Source organism: Bradyrhizobium sp. F1.4.3, assembly GCF_040548375.1.
Lineage (GTDB): Bacteria > Pseudomonadota > Alphaproteobacteria > Rhizobiales > Xanthobacteraceae > Bradyrhizobium.
In genome coordinates this window covers 1,149,052-1,162,351 of record NZ_JBEPRN010000001.1, presented here as the reverse complement: position 1 = coordinate 1,162,351, position 13,300 = coordinate 1,149,052, and the positions used below count along the sequence as shown (strand labels likewise).

The window sequence follows — 13,300 nt, the reverse complement described above, 5'->3', positions numbered from 1 at the left end:
TCATGTCTGGCCAGGCGCGCCTGATCGTTGGAATAACCGGAGCGTCCGGCATCGCCTACGGCGTCCGTCTCCTGAAATTGCTGCGGCAGACCCCGGTTGAAACCCATCTCGTGGTTTCGCGCGCTGCAGAGATTGCCATGGCGCACGAAGGGCCCGTAAAGGTATCTGACGTCCGGGATCTTGCGGACCGCTGGTACAAGTTCGACGATGTAGCCGCGCCCATTTCTTCCGGATCGTTCCGCACGCAAGGCATGATCATTGCACCGTGTTCGGTCAGAACGATGTCCGAGATTGCAACCGGCGTGACATCTTCACTTTTGTCGCGCGCGGCAGACGTCATACTCAAGGAGCGCCGTCGGTTGACGTTGCTCATTCGCGAAGCGCCGCTCCACACAGGGCATCTCAGGACCATGACGACGCTCTCCGAATTGGGTGCAATCATCTATCCACCCGTACCCGCGCTCTATACCAAGCCGGCAGATATCGAAGAAATGATCGATCAAACGATTGGACGCGTGCTTGATCTTTACGATATCGACCTAGGCTTGGTGTCACGATGGAAGGATCCGTAGCTTTGCCAAACGTGGCCAAGTCGCCAGTGTGTCCGTGGATGCGAAGTTTCGTGATCGGGAGATGGTCTCATGCAGCGCTTCGACCTCGGTGATTACACCCGAAGCATCTCGACCTTTTCGGCGGAAGCGCAAAGCTGGTTTGATGCAGGCCTCAATTGGTGTTACGCCTTCAACAAGGCGGAAGGGGTGAAGTGCTTCAAGAAGGCTCTCGAATATGATCTGGGATGCGTCATGGCTCATTGGGGCATGGCGTATGGAAGCGGACCCTTCTACAACCTAACCTGGCGTGATCATGGCGAGCGCGAAGCGAACGCCGCTACGGCGACTGCTTTCGAACACGTCGCGTTGGCCCGATCTTTGACACACAATGCGACCGACATTGAGAATCGGCTGATCGAAGCTCAAGCCGTCCGTGTCCAGAAACCGTATGCGGTTCCTCCTGAGGAGTTCGACCGTTGGGACGACGATTACGCGGCGGAGATGCGTAGGGTCCATCGAGAATATCCTGACGACCCTGACGTCACGGCACTTTTCGTCGAAGCCCTGATAACCAGGACGCCGCGGCGGTTGTGGGATGTCAAGACCGGCCGGCCCGCGAATAATTCCGATGTGCTGGAGGCACTTTTGGTTTGCGAACGCGGCATTGATGTCGTGCGGTCGAAAGGCGGGCAGCCAAATCCGGCACTTCTGCACCTGCATATCCACATCTTGGAGATGTCGAACGAACCGGAGAGAGCGAAAGCATCGGCGGCGACGCTGGCGTTCTTGTGCCCGGACGGCGGGCACCTGAACCATATGCCGGCACATGTCCACATGCTTGTCGGGGATTACCAGGGTGCCAAGCAAGCCAGCGAATTGGCGATTGCGGCCAACGATAGATTTCTTGCTTACGCTGGCACGTTATCGCCCTACACGACCGCATGTGCTCACGATCTCCTTTTGATGATGCATGCATGCATGTTCTTGGGGCGATACGGCGATGCGATCGGAGCGGCCAACAAGCTCAGCGGCATGGTGACCGAAGACGTTCTCGCGGTCCAGGATCGCCCTAAGTTCGTGACAAGTCTCGAGGGCTATAACTCGATGCGCACACACGTGCTGGTGCGCTTCGGAAAATGGAAGGAAATCATTGGCGAGCCTATGCCTGCGACTCCTGCAGCCTATCCAGTCACGACGGCCATGCTTCACTACGCGAAGGGCGTGGCGCATGCCACTCTTCGAGACTTCACCGCGGCAGAGTGCGAGCGCGCCCTCTTCCTTGAATGCGTGTCTCGTATCCCGCCTGATCGCAAGGTTTTCAACAATACCGCAAAGAGTATTCTTTCGGTTGCAGAAAGTATGCTCGAAGGAGAATTGGCATACCATAAAGGACAATACGAGACGGCATTCGCCCATCTGCGGGAAGCGGTCTTGAGAGACGATGGCTTGGAATATGTTGAACCTTGGGCTTGGATGCATCCTCCTCGACATGCGCTCGGAGCTCTTCTCGCGGAACAGGGGCACTTTGTCGAGGCTGAATGCTGTTTCCGTGACGATCTCGGGCTGAGCCCCGGAATTCAGAGATGCGCGCAGCATCCCAACAACGTTTGGGCCCTTCAAGGGCTCGCAGAATGCCTGCAGGTGCGCGGTGCCATCGAGGAATTAGAGGATGTCAAACTTCGACTTGCCGCGGCTAAGGCACTGTCGGACACGACTATAGTCGCTGCTTGCATGTGCCGGGCCGGTTCGGGTTCGGGATCAAGCCCAAAATGCTGTGGTTGACGCTGGCTTAGCCTACTGCTCGGCCAGTATGTTGGACCTCGCGCGAATTTACCGCTCTTCGCTCCACTCGCGATGGCGTAGAAAGCGTGGTACGGGGCCAATCGATCAAAACCGCGTAGCGATCTCCCCGAGTCGTCGATACGCCGTCTCGCGCGCAGCGCGGATCGGCTCGGTCGGCCCCGTCGTCGGTCCGATCGGCACGAAGCGCACGTCGCTGACGCCGATGAAGCGGAGCGCCTCGCGCAAGTAAGGTGTTGCCATATCGATGCGGCCACGGTTCATGCCTGTCGCAAAATCGCTGCCGGAAGCGAGGATGACGATGGTCGGTCGGTCCTTCAATAGCGGGAGATATCCCTGCGCGGGGTCGAAGCGGAACGTCAGGCCGGGCTGGATGACGATATCGAACCACTGCTTCAGCTTGTAGGGGATGCCGAAGTTCCACATCGGTGTCGAGATCAGCACGCGATCGGCAAGCGAAAAGCGCAATGCCAACCGCTCGGCCTCGGCAAAGCTATCCCGCTGCGCGTCGTTGAAGGCCTGCGCTTTCATGCGCGCATATTTGGCTTCGACAATGGGACCGGAAAACTCCGGCAGTCGCTCGCGCCAGAGATCCACGGCGTCGATGTCCCAGTCGGGCCGCGCCTGGCGAAACCCGTCAAGGAAGACGCGCGCCCCGGCACTCGACTCGGAGTCGGCGCGCGGCGAGCAGGACAGATGCAGGAGCTTTGCCACCGCTCATCCCAGCGCTCTGATGACGGCGTCCGCACTGGTAACGACGGCGACGTTCTGCATGGCAAAGTTGATCGAGGCAGAGTGCCAATCGGCATTCATGGTCGAGCAGCAGTCTTCCGGAACGATCATGAAATAGCCCTTGTCGGCACCGGTACGCGCGGTGTGCTCGACCGACATATTGGTCCAGGCGCCGGTGTTGATGATCATGTCGCGCCCGGTCGCTTTGAGGATGGTCTCGAGCCGGGTGCCCTCCCAGGCGCTCATCCGCATCTTCTCGACCACGAAATCGCCGGGCCGCGGTTCGAGGCCTGAGACCGGTGCCGCGCCCCAGCTGCCGCGTACCATCGCCTTGCTGTCGACCAGACCTTCGAATAGCGGCGCGTTCAACGTCACGCCGGGTGCACCGGGCTCGACCACGAACCAAACATGGATGATGGTGACGCCGTGGACGCGAGCTGCCTCCGCCAAGCGCCGGACGTTCTCGACCACATGCTGCTGCTTCGCATGATCTGGGGCGCCTGATTCGGCGAATGCGCCGCCATCCATGATGACGTCGTTCTGAAGATCCTGGATGATCATGGCGCAGCGCTGCGGATCGAGCCGCATCTCGCCGTCGGCATGGATCGCAGCTGCGGCCGCGGGCCCGGCGCTCGAGGCCCCACTGCCGCGCTTGCCGCTCATATAGGGCTCGTGGCGCGGACCGGCCTTGGTCGGGACGGCATAGACCGAATGCGTCGAGGTCAGATACAGCGTGCGGAAGTCCGACCCGCCCCAGGCGAGGTTGGCGACGAGTTCGGGCACGCGGACTTTCCCGAGCAGCTCGCAGCGCGGTGAATAGACCCAGACGCCGCCGGGCGCGGTGACCCAGACATTGCCGTGCTGGTCGCATTTCATGCCGTCGGGCAGGCCGGGCTCCAACTCGGAACGGATGCCACTTGCGAACACGCGCGCGCTCGACAACGTGCCGTCGGCATTGACGTCGAACACGCGGATCAGCGCCTGCACGGTGTCGTTGATATAGAGCAGCTTTTCGTCCGGCGAGAAGCACAGCCCGTTCGGCTGATCGAACAAGTTGCGCTCGACCACAAGTTTCGGCTCGCCGCCCGGTACGACCCGGTAGACGCCCTGGAAGCCGAGCTGCCGCGGGCGTTCGACGCCATAGACCGGCATGCGACCATACCAAGGGTCGGAGAAATAGATCGCGCCGGAGGAGTGCACGCAGACGTCGTTGGGGCTGTTGAGCTCCTGTCCACCGAAATGTGAGGCCAGCACCTCGCGCCGGCCATCCCGCCGCTCGCGGATCAGCGACGAGGTCGCGTGCTCGCAAACGATTAGGTTCAGGTCGGCGTCGTAGGTCATGCCGTTGCATTTGTTCGACGGGCGCTTGACCTCGACCACGCCGCGCCGCGCGTCCCAGCGCCGCCGCACGTCGCCAGGCATGTCCGAGAACAGCAGATAGTGATCGACCGGATGCCAGATCGGTCCCTCCGTGAAGTCGAAGCCGGTGCCGATCTGCGCGATTGGCGCGTAGGGGTCGATCAGGGTCTCGAACTCGGAGCGCAGGGTGACGTGCGTCATTAGTCAATCCTCAGAAGCATGATGCGGAAAAGTGTGGAACGGCTTTCCGGATCATGCGTGAACGGTCAGGCCGGGAACCAATTGCGTGCGGGCAGCGATTGCACGATCGGGCCGGGGACCTGGTCGTGCAGTCGTCCGACGACCAGGCCGCCCTCGATCTTGGCTGGCCTGTCATGCACCGGAAGCAGGTAACGTGAATTGCTCAGGAGCTTCTTGATTGACGCCTTCTCGGCCCGCTTGCTGGTGCCGTGGTTGCCGGTGGTGCGCGGCTCCCAGTCGTGGATCTCGTTGAAGGGCGTGACGATCTGGTCGTTGAAGTCGTAGATCACGTCGCCGCAGATGGTCGCGATCCCATCGGCCGTCTCGACGATGATGTTCATCGAGCCCTCGGTATGCGCGTTGGCGGCGTCGCAATAGACGCCGGGCATCAGCTCGATCGGGCCGGTGATCTCAAGGTCGAGGAAGCGCAGCGCGCTCTTGGTGTGCAGCCGGTCGATCAGGTGCTTGATATCGGGCGCCGGGTATTGCGGATGCATCAGGCCGGAGACGGAATATTCGAGCTCCTTGCGATTGAGGACGACGGTCGTATTCATCGGGAATAGATCGTCCTTGCCGGCGTGGTCGATATGCAGATGGGTGTGGCAGACGAAGCGCACGTCGCCCATGCGCACGCCATGGCGCGCCAGCTGGTTCTCGATCATGTGCTCGTGGTATTGCAGGCCGCGCATGCCCAGCGTCTCCATGATCTGGTTGGAGCGATAGCCGGTGTCGACTACGACCGGGTAGGGGCCGCCGAGGATCAGGAAGCCGAGGGTCAGGACGCGGCGGGTGCGGCCGCAGTCGCGGCCGAGAACCAGAAAACTCGATTCCAGCTCAATATCGCCATAGTCCAGGATCTTGATCTCCAGCGCCATTCGTTTCCCTCCCTGTCCTTGTCTTGTCGGTCAAAGCCGATAGACGCGTGTCGCCGTCATCCTGAAGATCGCGTCCTGCTGCTCGGTCGTCCGCGGCGCGGCTGCCGCACGAAAAGCCTCGACGAGCTCGCGATAGCTGGTCCACAATTTCTCGATCGGGAAATTGGAGCCGAACAGGCAGCGCTCGGCGCCGAAGATCGCCACGGTATCGGTGACACCGGCCGCGATATGCGCGGGATCGTTGCGATGGATGAAGGTGCCGAGCCCGGAGAGCTTCGAGACCACGTTCGGACATGCGGCGAGCCGGGCCATCCCGGCGCGCCAGGCGGCGCGGCCCGCCGGCGACGAGTCTTCCAGCATGCCGGCATGCTGGAGGATGAAGGTCACCTTGGGACAGGCGTCGGCAAGGTCTGCCGCGTCCGGCATCTGCGGCGTGAATACCTGCAGGTCAAAGCTCCAGCCGTAATCGGCGAGCCGCGCGACATTGCGTCGGATCAGGGGATCGGCGCAGAGATCGGGTTTTGCAGCGAAGCGAAAGAGCGGGCTCTCGTGCCAGTGCAGTTGCATACGCACGCCGCGCACCAGCGGATAACGCTTCAGGCGGTCGAACTGCGGGCGCACGTCGTCGACGGCGAAATTGGCGTAGGCGACGATGGCGTGCGGCCAACCGTGTTCGTTGGACGTTTGCTGCACCCAGGCGGCCTCATCCTCAAAACGGTCGTTGGCCCAGTTGGTCTGCACGTAGACCGAGCGGGAGACGCCGGTACCCTTGAGATCGTCGAGATATTCCTGAATCGGATAGTCGCGCCGGATCGGTTCGTAGGGACCGAAGATGCGCGGCTGCATCGGGCCGGTCAGCCAGGGCAGGTCGGCCTGTCGCCAGATGTGATGATGCCCGTCGACAATCTCGGTCACGCAGCTCTCCTTCGTCCCAATGCCAGTACATGCGCCACGATCGACGCGCTCGATCCACCATCGACGAGGTCGTCGACGTAGCGCTCTATCGCGACGAGTGCCTCGGTCTGCGGGCGAAAGCCGGGACCGGCCGCAAGCGGCGTCAGCCAGCTCACCCGCCACGCGCGCCGCGACAGTTTCGCCACCGCGTCGCGCAGTGCGTCGGGCTCGCCGCGCTCGAGTCCGTCAGACACGATGATCACAGCGGCGCCGCGCGCATAGCCGCCAAACCGGGGCACCGCGAGGAAGGCCTGCAGCGCATCGCCGATGCGGGTGCCGCCGTCCCAGTCGTTGACGAGATGCGCGACCGCGTTCAGCGCCTGCTCGCGCCGCCTTAGCCGCAACGCGCGGGTGACACGGGTGAGGCGGGTGCCAAATGTGAATACCTCGACATTGGGTGCGGCCTGCACCAGCACATGCGCGAGCTTCATATTCTCTTCGGTGCGACTCTTCATTGAGCCGGAGACATCGATGAGCAGCAAGAATTTTCGTGGGCGCTGGCGCCGCTTCGTGTGCCCCAGCCGCAAGATCTCGCCGTCGCTGCGGACGCTGTCGCGCAAGGTGCGGCGAAGGTCCGCAAAGGGGCCGTGGCGAGCACGCATGCGGCGGTGGCCGCGTCGCCGCGGAAGGCGCCTGGGTGCCTCGCGCGTGAGGCGGCGGAGGGCATCGGTGGTGGAGAGTTGCGCAAAGCGGCGCTCGACCAGCGCTTCGGTGCGCGTTGCTGTCAGGCCCGACTCATTGGCGTCGTCGGAGAGAAGGGGCTCCTCGTCACCGCGGCCTTCCTCCCGGAGCCGGACGGTCTCGTCATCCTCGCCGTCATCGACGCGCTCGATTGCCTCATTGCCGCGGAAGTGGAGATCAAATAGCCGGTCGAACGTCGCGCGGCGCTCGGGCGGCGGCGCCAACGTCGCCAGGGCTGCCTGCCGGATGTCCTCGATGCTGCGCGGGCCGAGCAGTTCGATGGCCGCAAGGAATGACGTTGTTTGCTCTGGCGCGACGGAGAAATTATTCCTGCGCATCAGCGCCACGAAGGAGATGAAGATGCGCGCAGCGCGCGGAAGTTCCGGCTCGGTGTTCATGCGGTCGCCTCCGCGAGCATCGCGTCGAGCCGAGGCGAGATGAAATGCAGGTCTTCCTCATCCTTGAGTGCCACGCCAATCGAGCGTTTGAAGGCCTCCGGCCAGCGCGCGCCGCCCTTGTGTAGCAGTGTCGCCGCCTCGGCCCAGTCGACGGCTTCCGCGATGCCCGGCGCCTTGCTCAGCGGCTCGCGCCGCAGCTTCTCGACGGCGGCCACGACGGCCCGGGCTGTGCCTTCGGCCACGCTGGAGGCCCGCATCATCACGATGCGCGCCTCGCGCTCGGCGGTCGGATAGTCGATCCAGTGATAGACGCAGCGCCGCCGCAAGGCTTCATGCAGGTCACGGGTGCGGTTGGACGTCAGCACGACGACCGGGCGTTCCGCGGCCCGCACTGTGCCGCGTTCGGGAATCGAGATCTGGAAGTCTGACAGGAATTCGAGCAGGAAGGCCTCGAACTCCTGGTCGGCGCGGTCGATCTCGTCGATCAGCAGCACAGTGGAGTCGGGCGCACGAAGTGTGGCCAGCATCGGCCGTTCGATCAAAAAGGTCTCGCCATAGATATCGATGCTCTCGTCGCCGGCCTGGCGAATCGCAAGCATTTGGCGCGGATAGTTCCACTCGTAGAGCGCGGCCGAGGCATCAATTCCCTCATAGCATTGCAGGCGGATCAGCCGGCGACCGAGCACGGCGGCGATCGCCTTCGCGGCCTCGGTCTTGCCAACGCCCGGGGCGCCTTCGAGCAGCAATGGCTTGCCGAGCGCGAGCCCGAGATAGGCCGCAGTCGCGAGGCTTTCGTCGGCGAGGTAGTAGGCCGCGCGTAGCGCCTTCTCCAGCGCCTCCGGGGTGTCGATGCCGACGATGTTGCTGCGGACGGCCATGGACTAAACCTCAGCGCCGCGCCTGCGGCCGCGCGCCGCCCTGGGACTTGATCGCGCGCAGCACTTTTTCCGGGGTAATCGGCAGATCGTCGATGCGCACGCCGACGGCGTTGAAGATTGCGTTGGCAACGGCCGGCAGCACGGGATTGGCGCACATCTCGCCGGGGCCCTTGGCGCCGAACGGCCCATCTGGAGCTGGGCGCTCCAGCACGGAGATATCGTGCGGACAGATGTCGCCGGGACCGGGCATCAAATATTCGACGAAGTCGCGGGGGCCGTGAATGGGTTTTTCGGGATAGTACGGCTCCGGCGTCTCGTACAGCGCGTGGCTGACACCCATCCAGGCGCCGCCGACGAGTTGCTGCTCGACCAGCCGCGGATTGAGCGCGCGACCGAGTTCATAGGCGGAGTCCATCCGGACCATCGAGACCTCGCCGGTCTCGTCGTCGACCTCGACCTCGGCGACAAGGCAGGCATGCGCGTAGCAAGTCGCCGGGGACATCTCGCCGGTCTCTGGGTCGACGTCGGACAGCGGCACAAGAAAAATGCCGCGGCCTGAGATCGTCTTGCCCTGCTTGAACTGCGCGGCAATGGCGACGTCTTTGGTCGAAATCGAGCGGTGTGGCGCGCCCTTGACGTGGATGTTGCCACGTCCGTCGGCCTCGAGGTCGGCGGCGTTGACTTCCAACTCTTCGGCGGCAGCCTCCATCATAACGCTGCGCGCCTCGCGTGCAGCCGCCATTACCGCATTTCCGACGCGGTGAGTGCCGCGCGAGGCGAACGAGCCCATGCAATGCGGGCCGGTGTCGGAGTCTGCCGTGTCGACATAGACGTCCTCGACGGGCACGCCCAGCGTCTCCGCGCATATCTGCCGCGTGACCGACTTCATGCCCTGGCCGAGGTCGATGGACGACAGCGCCACAGTGAACTTGCCGCTGGGGTTGGAATGCACCAGCGCCTGGCTGGGGTCGCCGCCGAGGTTCATGCCGATGGGATAGTTGATCGACGCGATGCCGCGTCCGCGATGCCGGGTCATCTAGCGCCTCCTGGTGCCGAAGACGGAGGAGAAGCGGGTCGCGCCATGCGAGGGCGCGGCCGGCCGAGGTGAGGACGGCGGCGGGGCCGGTGGTGGCGGCTCGCGCGGCGGTTCGCGGGTGACGGTGGGCGGAAGCCGGTCATAGCTCGTGCGCTGCTGGGCCGGAGCGGTCGGCCGGCTGCGCGACTCCGTCGGCGTCAGCGGGATGATGGCGCGGCTGCCGCCGCCGTCCTTGCGCGAGGACGCGCGCTTGAACTCCTCACGGAGCGGCCATTTCGCCTTCTCGGCTGCGACCTGGACGCATTCGATCAGCGCCGTGTTCTTCGCCTCGCGCCGGTGCGCCTTCATGTCGCCGTCGCGATAGGCGTTGAGGATGCGGAACTCCATTGGGTCCATGCCGACGAGGTCTGCCAGCTTGTCCATCTGGCACTCGATCGCAAAATCTACCGCGGTGACGCCAAAGCCGCGCATGGCGGTGGCCGGGGTACGGTTGGTGAAGACGCAATAGACGTCGCCATAGACGTTCGGGATAGTGTAGGGACCCGGCAAATGCGCGGCGCATTTCACGGCGGCGTAGCTGGACAGCCTGGTATAGGCGCCGCTGTCGAAATAGGCGCGGATCTTTCGGGCGACAACGCGGCCGTCGCGCATCACGCCGTCCTTGATGTAGATCCGCTCGGCGCCGCGTGGCGGCCCGTACTGCATCTCTTCCTCGCGTCCGAATACGTACCGCACCGGCCGCCCGGTGAGCATAGCGCCGAGGATGGCGAGCGGCTCGGTCAGTGTGTCAACCTTGCCGCCAAACCCGCCGCCGACGGTGCCGCCGATGAAGTGGAAGGTGTTGGACGGCACGTCCAGGATTTTGGCGCAGGTGTCTACAGAGAAAAACAGCGCCTGCGTCGAGGTGTAGACCACATAGCGGCCGTTGGTGTCGGGCGCGGCGATCGCCCCGTTGGTTTCGGTCGGCGCGTGCTCGATCGGCGACATCTGGTAGCGCTGTTCCAGCACGTGATCGGCGGTCGCGAGCGCCGCGTCGGCATCGCCAAAGCGGAGCTTCTGGTGGTCGTAGACGTCGTGATAGGTGAAGGTGTTTTTCGGATAGGTCTCGTTGACCACGGGCGCGCCGGGCTTTAGCGCCTCTTCGACGTCGAACACCGCCGGTAGCGGCTCATAGTCGATCTTGACCTTTGCAATCGCCTCGAATGCTTCGCGTTCGCTATCGGCGACGATCGCAACGATAGGCTCGCCTTTGTAGCGGACCTTGTCGACCGCCAGCGACGGCTCATCGTCCTTGCCAAAATTGATCAGGCTCAGAAGCGTGTTGAGGTTGCGCGGCACGTCGGCGCCGCGGATGATCCGGCGAACGCCGGTCGAGCGCTCGGCCTCGGTGGTGTCGATGCGGCGGATCCTGGCGTGCGCCTGTGTCGAGCGCGCGACCTTTAGATGCAGCATGCCTTGTAGATTATGATCGTTGAAATAGCTCGATGTGCCCGTGACATGGCCGAGCATGTCCTGGCGCTGGGTGCCCTTACCGATCTCCTTCAGATTGTCGTCCCGCTCGTCGGCGAAAATGTCCTTGCGCAGTTCCAGCATGGTGAGGTCCTTCAGGCGCTGGCCCGGCCGCCGGCGGCGGCGAGGATGGCATTGATGATCGGCTCGTAGCCGGTGCAGCGGCAGATGTTGCCGGAGATTGCTTCGACGACGTCGGCGCGGCTCGGAGCGGGGGTGCGGTCGAGTAAGGCCTTCGCGGCCATCAGCATGCCTGGGGTGCAATAGCCGCATTGAGCTGCGAAATTGTCGGCGAAAGCGCGCTGAAGCGGATGCAGGTTCGGACCCTGCTTCAAGCCGTCGAGTGTTTCTATGGAACGACCTGCAACCGTCTCCGCCAGCGTCAGACAGGACAAATGAAGCTCGCCGTCGATCAGCACGCTACAGGTGCCGCAGCCGCCCTGTCCACAGCCGAATTTTGGCGTCATATCGCCGATCAGCTCGCGCAGCGCGACCAGGAGATTGGTGCCGCCATCGACGAAGATCGCGACGTCGCGGCCGTTGTGACGAAATTGCAGGGGCATTTTGGACATGGCGATCTACTCCTGGCCGGACAAGAGGCGACGCAGATGCACGCCGACGATTTCACGGCGATACCAGGCGCTGCCGAGCGCGTTGTCCGCGGGCGCTGTTCCTTCTGCTGCCGCCGTAGCCGCCGCGCCGATCGTAGCGGCATCCAGCGAGCGGCCTTCCAACGCGCGCTCGGCGGCGCGGGCGCGGATCTGGGTCGGCGCCATCGAGCCCAATGCGATCCGCGCGCCGGCGATGCGTCCGCCAGAGATCGGCAGATGCGCGGCGATCGTGATGACGGAGCCGCCCTTCGGCTTGATGCGCGCGATCTTGCGATAGCGGAACGCCTCGGTACTCGCCGGCCGGGTGCAAGACACCGACAGCACCAGTGTGCCGGCCTGCCGGTCGCGCGCCTGAAGAAACTCCTCAATCGGAACGTCGCGCGAGCCAAAGCCGCCCTGCACGGCGACGGTAGCGTCGAGCGCCAGCAGCGCCACGGTGAAATCGCCGTAAGGGATTGGCGCGAAGAGGTTGCCACCGACTGTGCCCATGTTGCGCACGGCAGGGCCGCCGATCGAGCGGGCAGGGGCGTGCAGGAAGGCGAGATCGCGCTCGGCGAGGATGCGCGCGAAGGTGACGCCGGCCCCGAGCATGACACGCGGGCCTGATGCATCGATCCGGGTCAGCGCCTGGTCGCTGGCGCGGACGACGGTCGAGACCGAGACATCGCCCTCATTCAGCGCGCGCATCACCAGCGTGCCGCCGCCGAAATAGCGCGCACTGCGATCCGAGGACAGCGCTCCGGCTGCTTCGCTAACGCTGGCAAAGGTCTTCACTGTCACGGCCATGCTATGCTGCCTCTTTGAGACGCCGGCGGATTGCCTCGAAACCGATCTGGTAAATGTCTTCCGCGACCATTTGGGTGATGCGGTCCCGATCCTCGGGCTTGGTCGTGAAACGCGACTCCCAGTGCCAGAACGTGCGGTCGCCGTCGGTCACCGGCAGCAGGCGGACATGAGCAACGTAGTTGAACATCGGGATCGGTGTATCGAGCAGGCAATAGCTGAAGGTCTGTTCGAGATCGGACAGCGCCAGCAACTGCTCGCGCAGCTCGGAGCCGTCCTTGAGCCTGAAGCGCCTGATGCAGCCGATCTTGTCCGAGGATTGCGCGCGCTCGATCGAGGAGGTCGCAACCGCCGGATGCCAGCGGTCATGCCCGTTGAAATCGCGCAGCATCGACCAGGCCGCATCGGTCGGCGCGTCCAGGATCGTGCTTTTGACGATATGCGGCACGAGCGTCAGCCTCCGAACACACGCTTCAGGGCATCAAAGCCGCCCTGGAACACGCCGCCGCCGATATTGCCGACGAGCTCGGTCTCCCGCTCTGGCGGGCAGTCGAATTCGGCGGTCCATTCCATAAAAGTCTGGTCGCCGTCGGTGACTGGCGTCAGCCGCAAGGTCGCGACGTAGTTCTCGACGCCCATCGGGGATTCCAGGATCGAATAGGTGCAGAACATGTCGTAGTCGGAGAGACCCAGGAGCTTCTCGCGGATGCGGTCGCCGTTGCGCAGGCGAAAATCCCTGACGCAGCCGATCTTGTCCGAGGGCTCGCCGCCCTCGATGCGGCTTTCCGCAATCGCCGGGTGCCAGTTAGGCAGGCCGTTGAAGTCGCGCACCCGCGCCCAGACGCGGTCGTTGCGCGCATTGACGACGGTGGAGACGTAGACGCGGGGCATGG

At 63.8% G+C, this 13,300-nt stretch carries 14 protein-coding genes; 2 read left to right on the top strand and 12 right to left on the bottom strand.

Annotation, left to right across the window (positions count from 1 at the left end):
• The first annotated feature begins 2 nt into the window (after positions 1-2).
• Together ABIB73_RS05695 and ABIB73_RS05690 are read left to right on the top strand one after the other, a co-directional pair.
• Positions 3-572 carry a UbiX family flavin prenyltransferase gene (locus tag ABIB73_RS05695; protein WP_354222068.1) on the top strand — a complete coding sequence of 190 codons (570 nt, stop codon included), beginning with the start codon at positions 3-5 and terminating at the stop codon, positions 570-572.
• Positions 573-641: 69 nt separating this feature from the next.
• Positions 642-2,333: a tetratricopeptide repeat protein gene (locus ABIB73_RS05690; protein ID WP_354222067.1), complete on the top strand. Its 1,692-nt coding sequence runs from the start codon at positions 642-644 to the stop codon at positions 2,331-2,333.
• 105 nt (positions 2,334-2,438) lie between these two features.
• Here the strand turns inward: ABIB73_RS05690 and ABIB73_RS05685 are convergent, their stop codons facing one another.
• The 12 genes from ABIB73_RS05685 to ABIB73_RS05630 all read right to left on the bottom strand — a co-directional run bounded on the left by ABIB73_RS05685 (position 2,439) and on the right by ABIB73_RS05630 (position 13,298).
• A complete protein-coding gene (locus tag ABIB73_RS05685) occupies positions 2,439-3,065 on the bottom strand; it encodes an FMN-dependent NADH-azoreductase (protein WP_354222066.1) in 627 nt (208 codons plus the stop codon).
• A gap of 3 nt (positions 3,066-3,068) precedes the next feature.
• Positions 3,069-4,643, bottom strand: a complete 1,575-nt coding sequence (locus ABIB73_RS05680) for an isochorismatase family protein (protein WP_354222065.1) — start codon at positions 4,641-4,643, stop codon at positions 3,069-3,071.
• A gap of 65 nt (positions 4,644-4,708) precedes the next feature.
• Positions 4,709-5,557, bottom strand: coding sequence for an MBL fold metallo-hydrolase (locus tag ABIB73_RS05675; protein ID WP_354222064.1), 849 nt, complete (start codon positions 5,555-5,557; stop codon positions 4,709-4,711).
• 30 nt (positions 5,558-5,587) lie between these two features.
• Entirely contained in the window at positions 5,588-6,472 is an 885-nt protein-coding gene (locus tag ABIB73_RS05670) for an amidohydrolase family protein (RefSeq protein WP_354222063.1), read from the bottom strand.
• Positions 6,469-7,590, bottom strand: a complete 1,122-nt coding sequence (locus ABIB73_RS05665; RefSeq protein ID WP_354222062.1) for a vWA domain-containing protein — start codon at positions 7,588-7,590, stop codon at positions 6,469-6,471. Before ABIB73_RS05665 ends, ABIB73_RS05670 begins: the two co-directional genes overlap by 4 nt.
• On the bottom strand, positions 7,587-8,468 hold the full coding sequence (locus ABIB73_RS05660) for an AAA family ATPase (protein ID WP_354222061.1): 882 nt from the start codon (positions 8,466-8,468) through the stop codon (positions 7,587-7,589). The genes ABIB73_RS05665 and ABIB73_RS05660 overlap by 4 nt, the downstream gene beginning before the upstream one ends.
• Before the next feature lie 10 nt (positions 8,469-8,478).
• The gene (locus ABIB73_RS05655) at positions 8,479-9,504 is read right to left on the bottom strand and encodes a xanthine dehydrogenase family protein molybdopterin-binding subunit (RefSeq protein WP_354222060.1); all 1,026 of its coding nucleotides are present in this window, start codon (positions 9,502-9,504) and stop codon (positions 8,479-8,481) included.
• Positions 9,505-11,097: a xanthine dehydrogenase family protein molybdopterin-binding subunit gene (locus ABIB73_RS05650; protein ID WP_354222059.1), complete on the bottom strand. Its 1,593-nt coding sequence runs from the start codon at positions 11,095-11,097 to the stop codon at positions 9,505-9,507. It lies immediately after the preceding gene.
• 11 nt (positions 11,098-11,108) lie between these two features.
• The gene (locus ABIB73_RS05645; RefSeq protein ID WP_354222058.1) at positions 11,109-11,585 is read right to left on the bottom strand and encodes a (2Fe-2S)-binding protein; all 477 of its coding nucleotides are present in this window, start codon (positions 11,583-11,585) and stop codon (positions 11,109-11,111) included.
• Between the two features lie 6 nt (positions 11,586-11,591).
• Positions 11,592-12,410, bottom strand: a complete 819-nt coding sequence (locus ABIB73_RS05640; RefSeq protein WP_354222057.1) for an FAD binding domain-containing protein — start codon at positions 12,408-12,410, stop codon at positions 11,592-11,594.
• A gap of 1 nt (position 12,411) precedes the next feature.
• Complete coding sequence (locus ABIB73_RS05635) at positions 12,412-12,855, bottom strand: SRPBCC family protein (RefSeq protein WP_354222056.1); 444 nt, start codon at positions 12,853-12,855, stop codon at positions 12,412-12,414.
• 5 nt (positions 12,856-12,860) lie between these two features.
• A complete protein-coding gene (locus tag ABIB73_RS05630) occupies positions 12,861-13,298 on the bottom strand; it encodes an SRPBCC family protein (RefSeq protein ID WP_354222055.1) in 438 nt (145 codons plus the stop codon).
• Between the last annotated feature and the right edge of the window lie 2 nt (positions 13,299-13,300).

What these genes read in the sequence shown, in the direction of transcription:
- ABIB73_RS05690 (WP_354222067.1), top strand. Translation starts at nt 642, where the DNA reads ATGCAGCGCTTCGACCTCGGTGATTACACCCGAAGCATCTCGACCTTT.
- ABIB73_RS05660 (WP_354222061.1), bottom strand. Translation starts at nt 8,468, where the DNA reads ATGGCCGTCCGCAGCAACATCGTCGGCATCGACACCCCGGAGGCGCTG.
- ABIB73_RS05640 (WP_354222057.1), bottom strand. Translation starts at nt 12,410, where the DNA reads ATGGCCGTGACAGTGAAGACCTTTGCCAGCGTTAGCGAAGCAGCCGGA.
- ABIB73_RS05650 (WP_354222059.1), bottom strand. Translation starts at nt 11,097, where the DNA reads ATGCTGGAACTGCGCAAGGACATTTTCGCCGACGAGCGGGACGACAAT.
- ABIB73_RS05675 (WP_354222064.1), bottom strand. Translation starts at nt 5,557, where the DNA reads ATGGCGCTGGAGATCAAGATCCTGGACTATGGCGATATTGAGCTGGAA.
- ABIB73_RS05680 (WP_354222065.1), bottom strand. Translation starts at nt 4,643, where the DNA reads ATGACGCACGTCACCCTGCGCTCCGAGTTCGAGACCCTGATCGACCCC.
- ABIB73_RS05665 (WP_354222062.1), bottom strand. Translation starts at nt 7,590, where the DNA reads ATGAACACCGAGCCGGAACTTCCGCGCGCTGCGCGCATCTTCATCTCC.
- ABIB73_RS05655 (WP_354222060.1), bottom strand. Translation starts at nt 9,504, where the DNA reads ATGACCCGGCATCGCGGACGCGGCATCGCGTCGATCAACTATCCCATC.
- ABIB73_RS05630 (WP_354222055.1), bottom strand. Translation starts at nt 13,298, where the DNA reads ATGCCCCGCGTCTACGTCTCCACCGTCGTCAATGCGCGCAACGACCGC.
- ABIB73_RS05645 (WP_354222058.1), bottom strand. Translation starts at nt 11,585, where the DNA reads ATGTCCAAAATGCCCCTGCAATTTCGTCACAACGGCCGCGACGTCGCG.
- ABIB73_RS05695 (WP_354222068.1), top strand. Translation starts at nt 3, where the DNA reads ATGTCTGGCCAGGCGCGCCTGATCGTTGGAATAACCGGAGCGTCCGGC.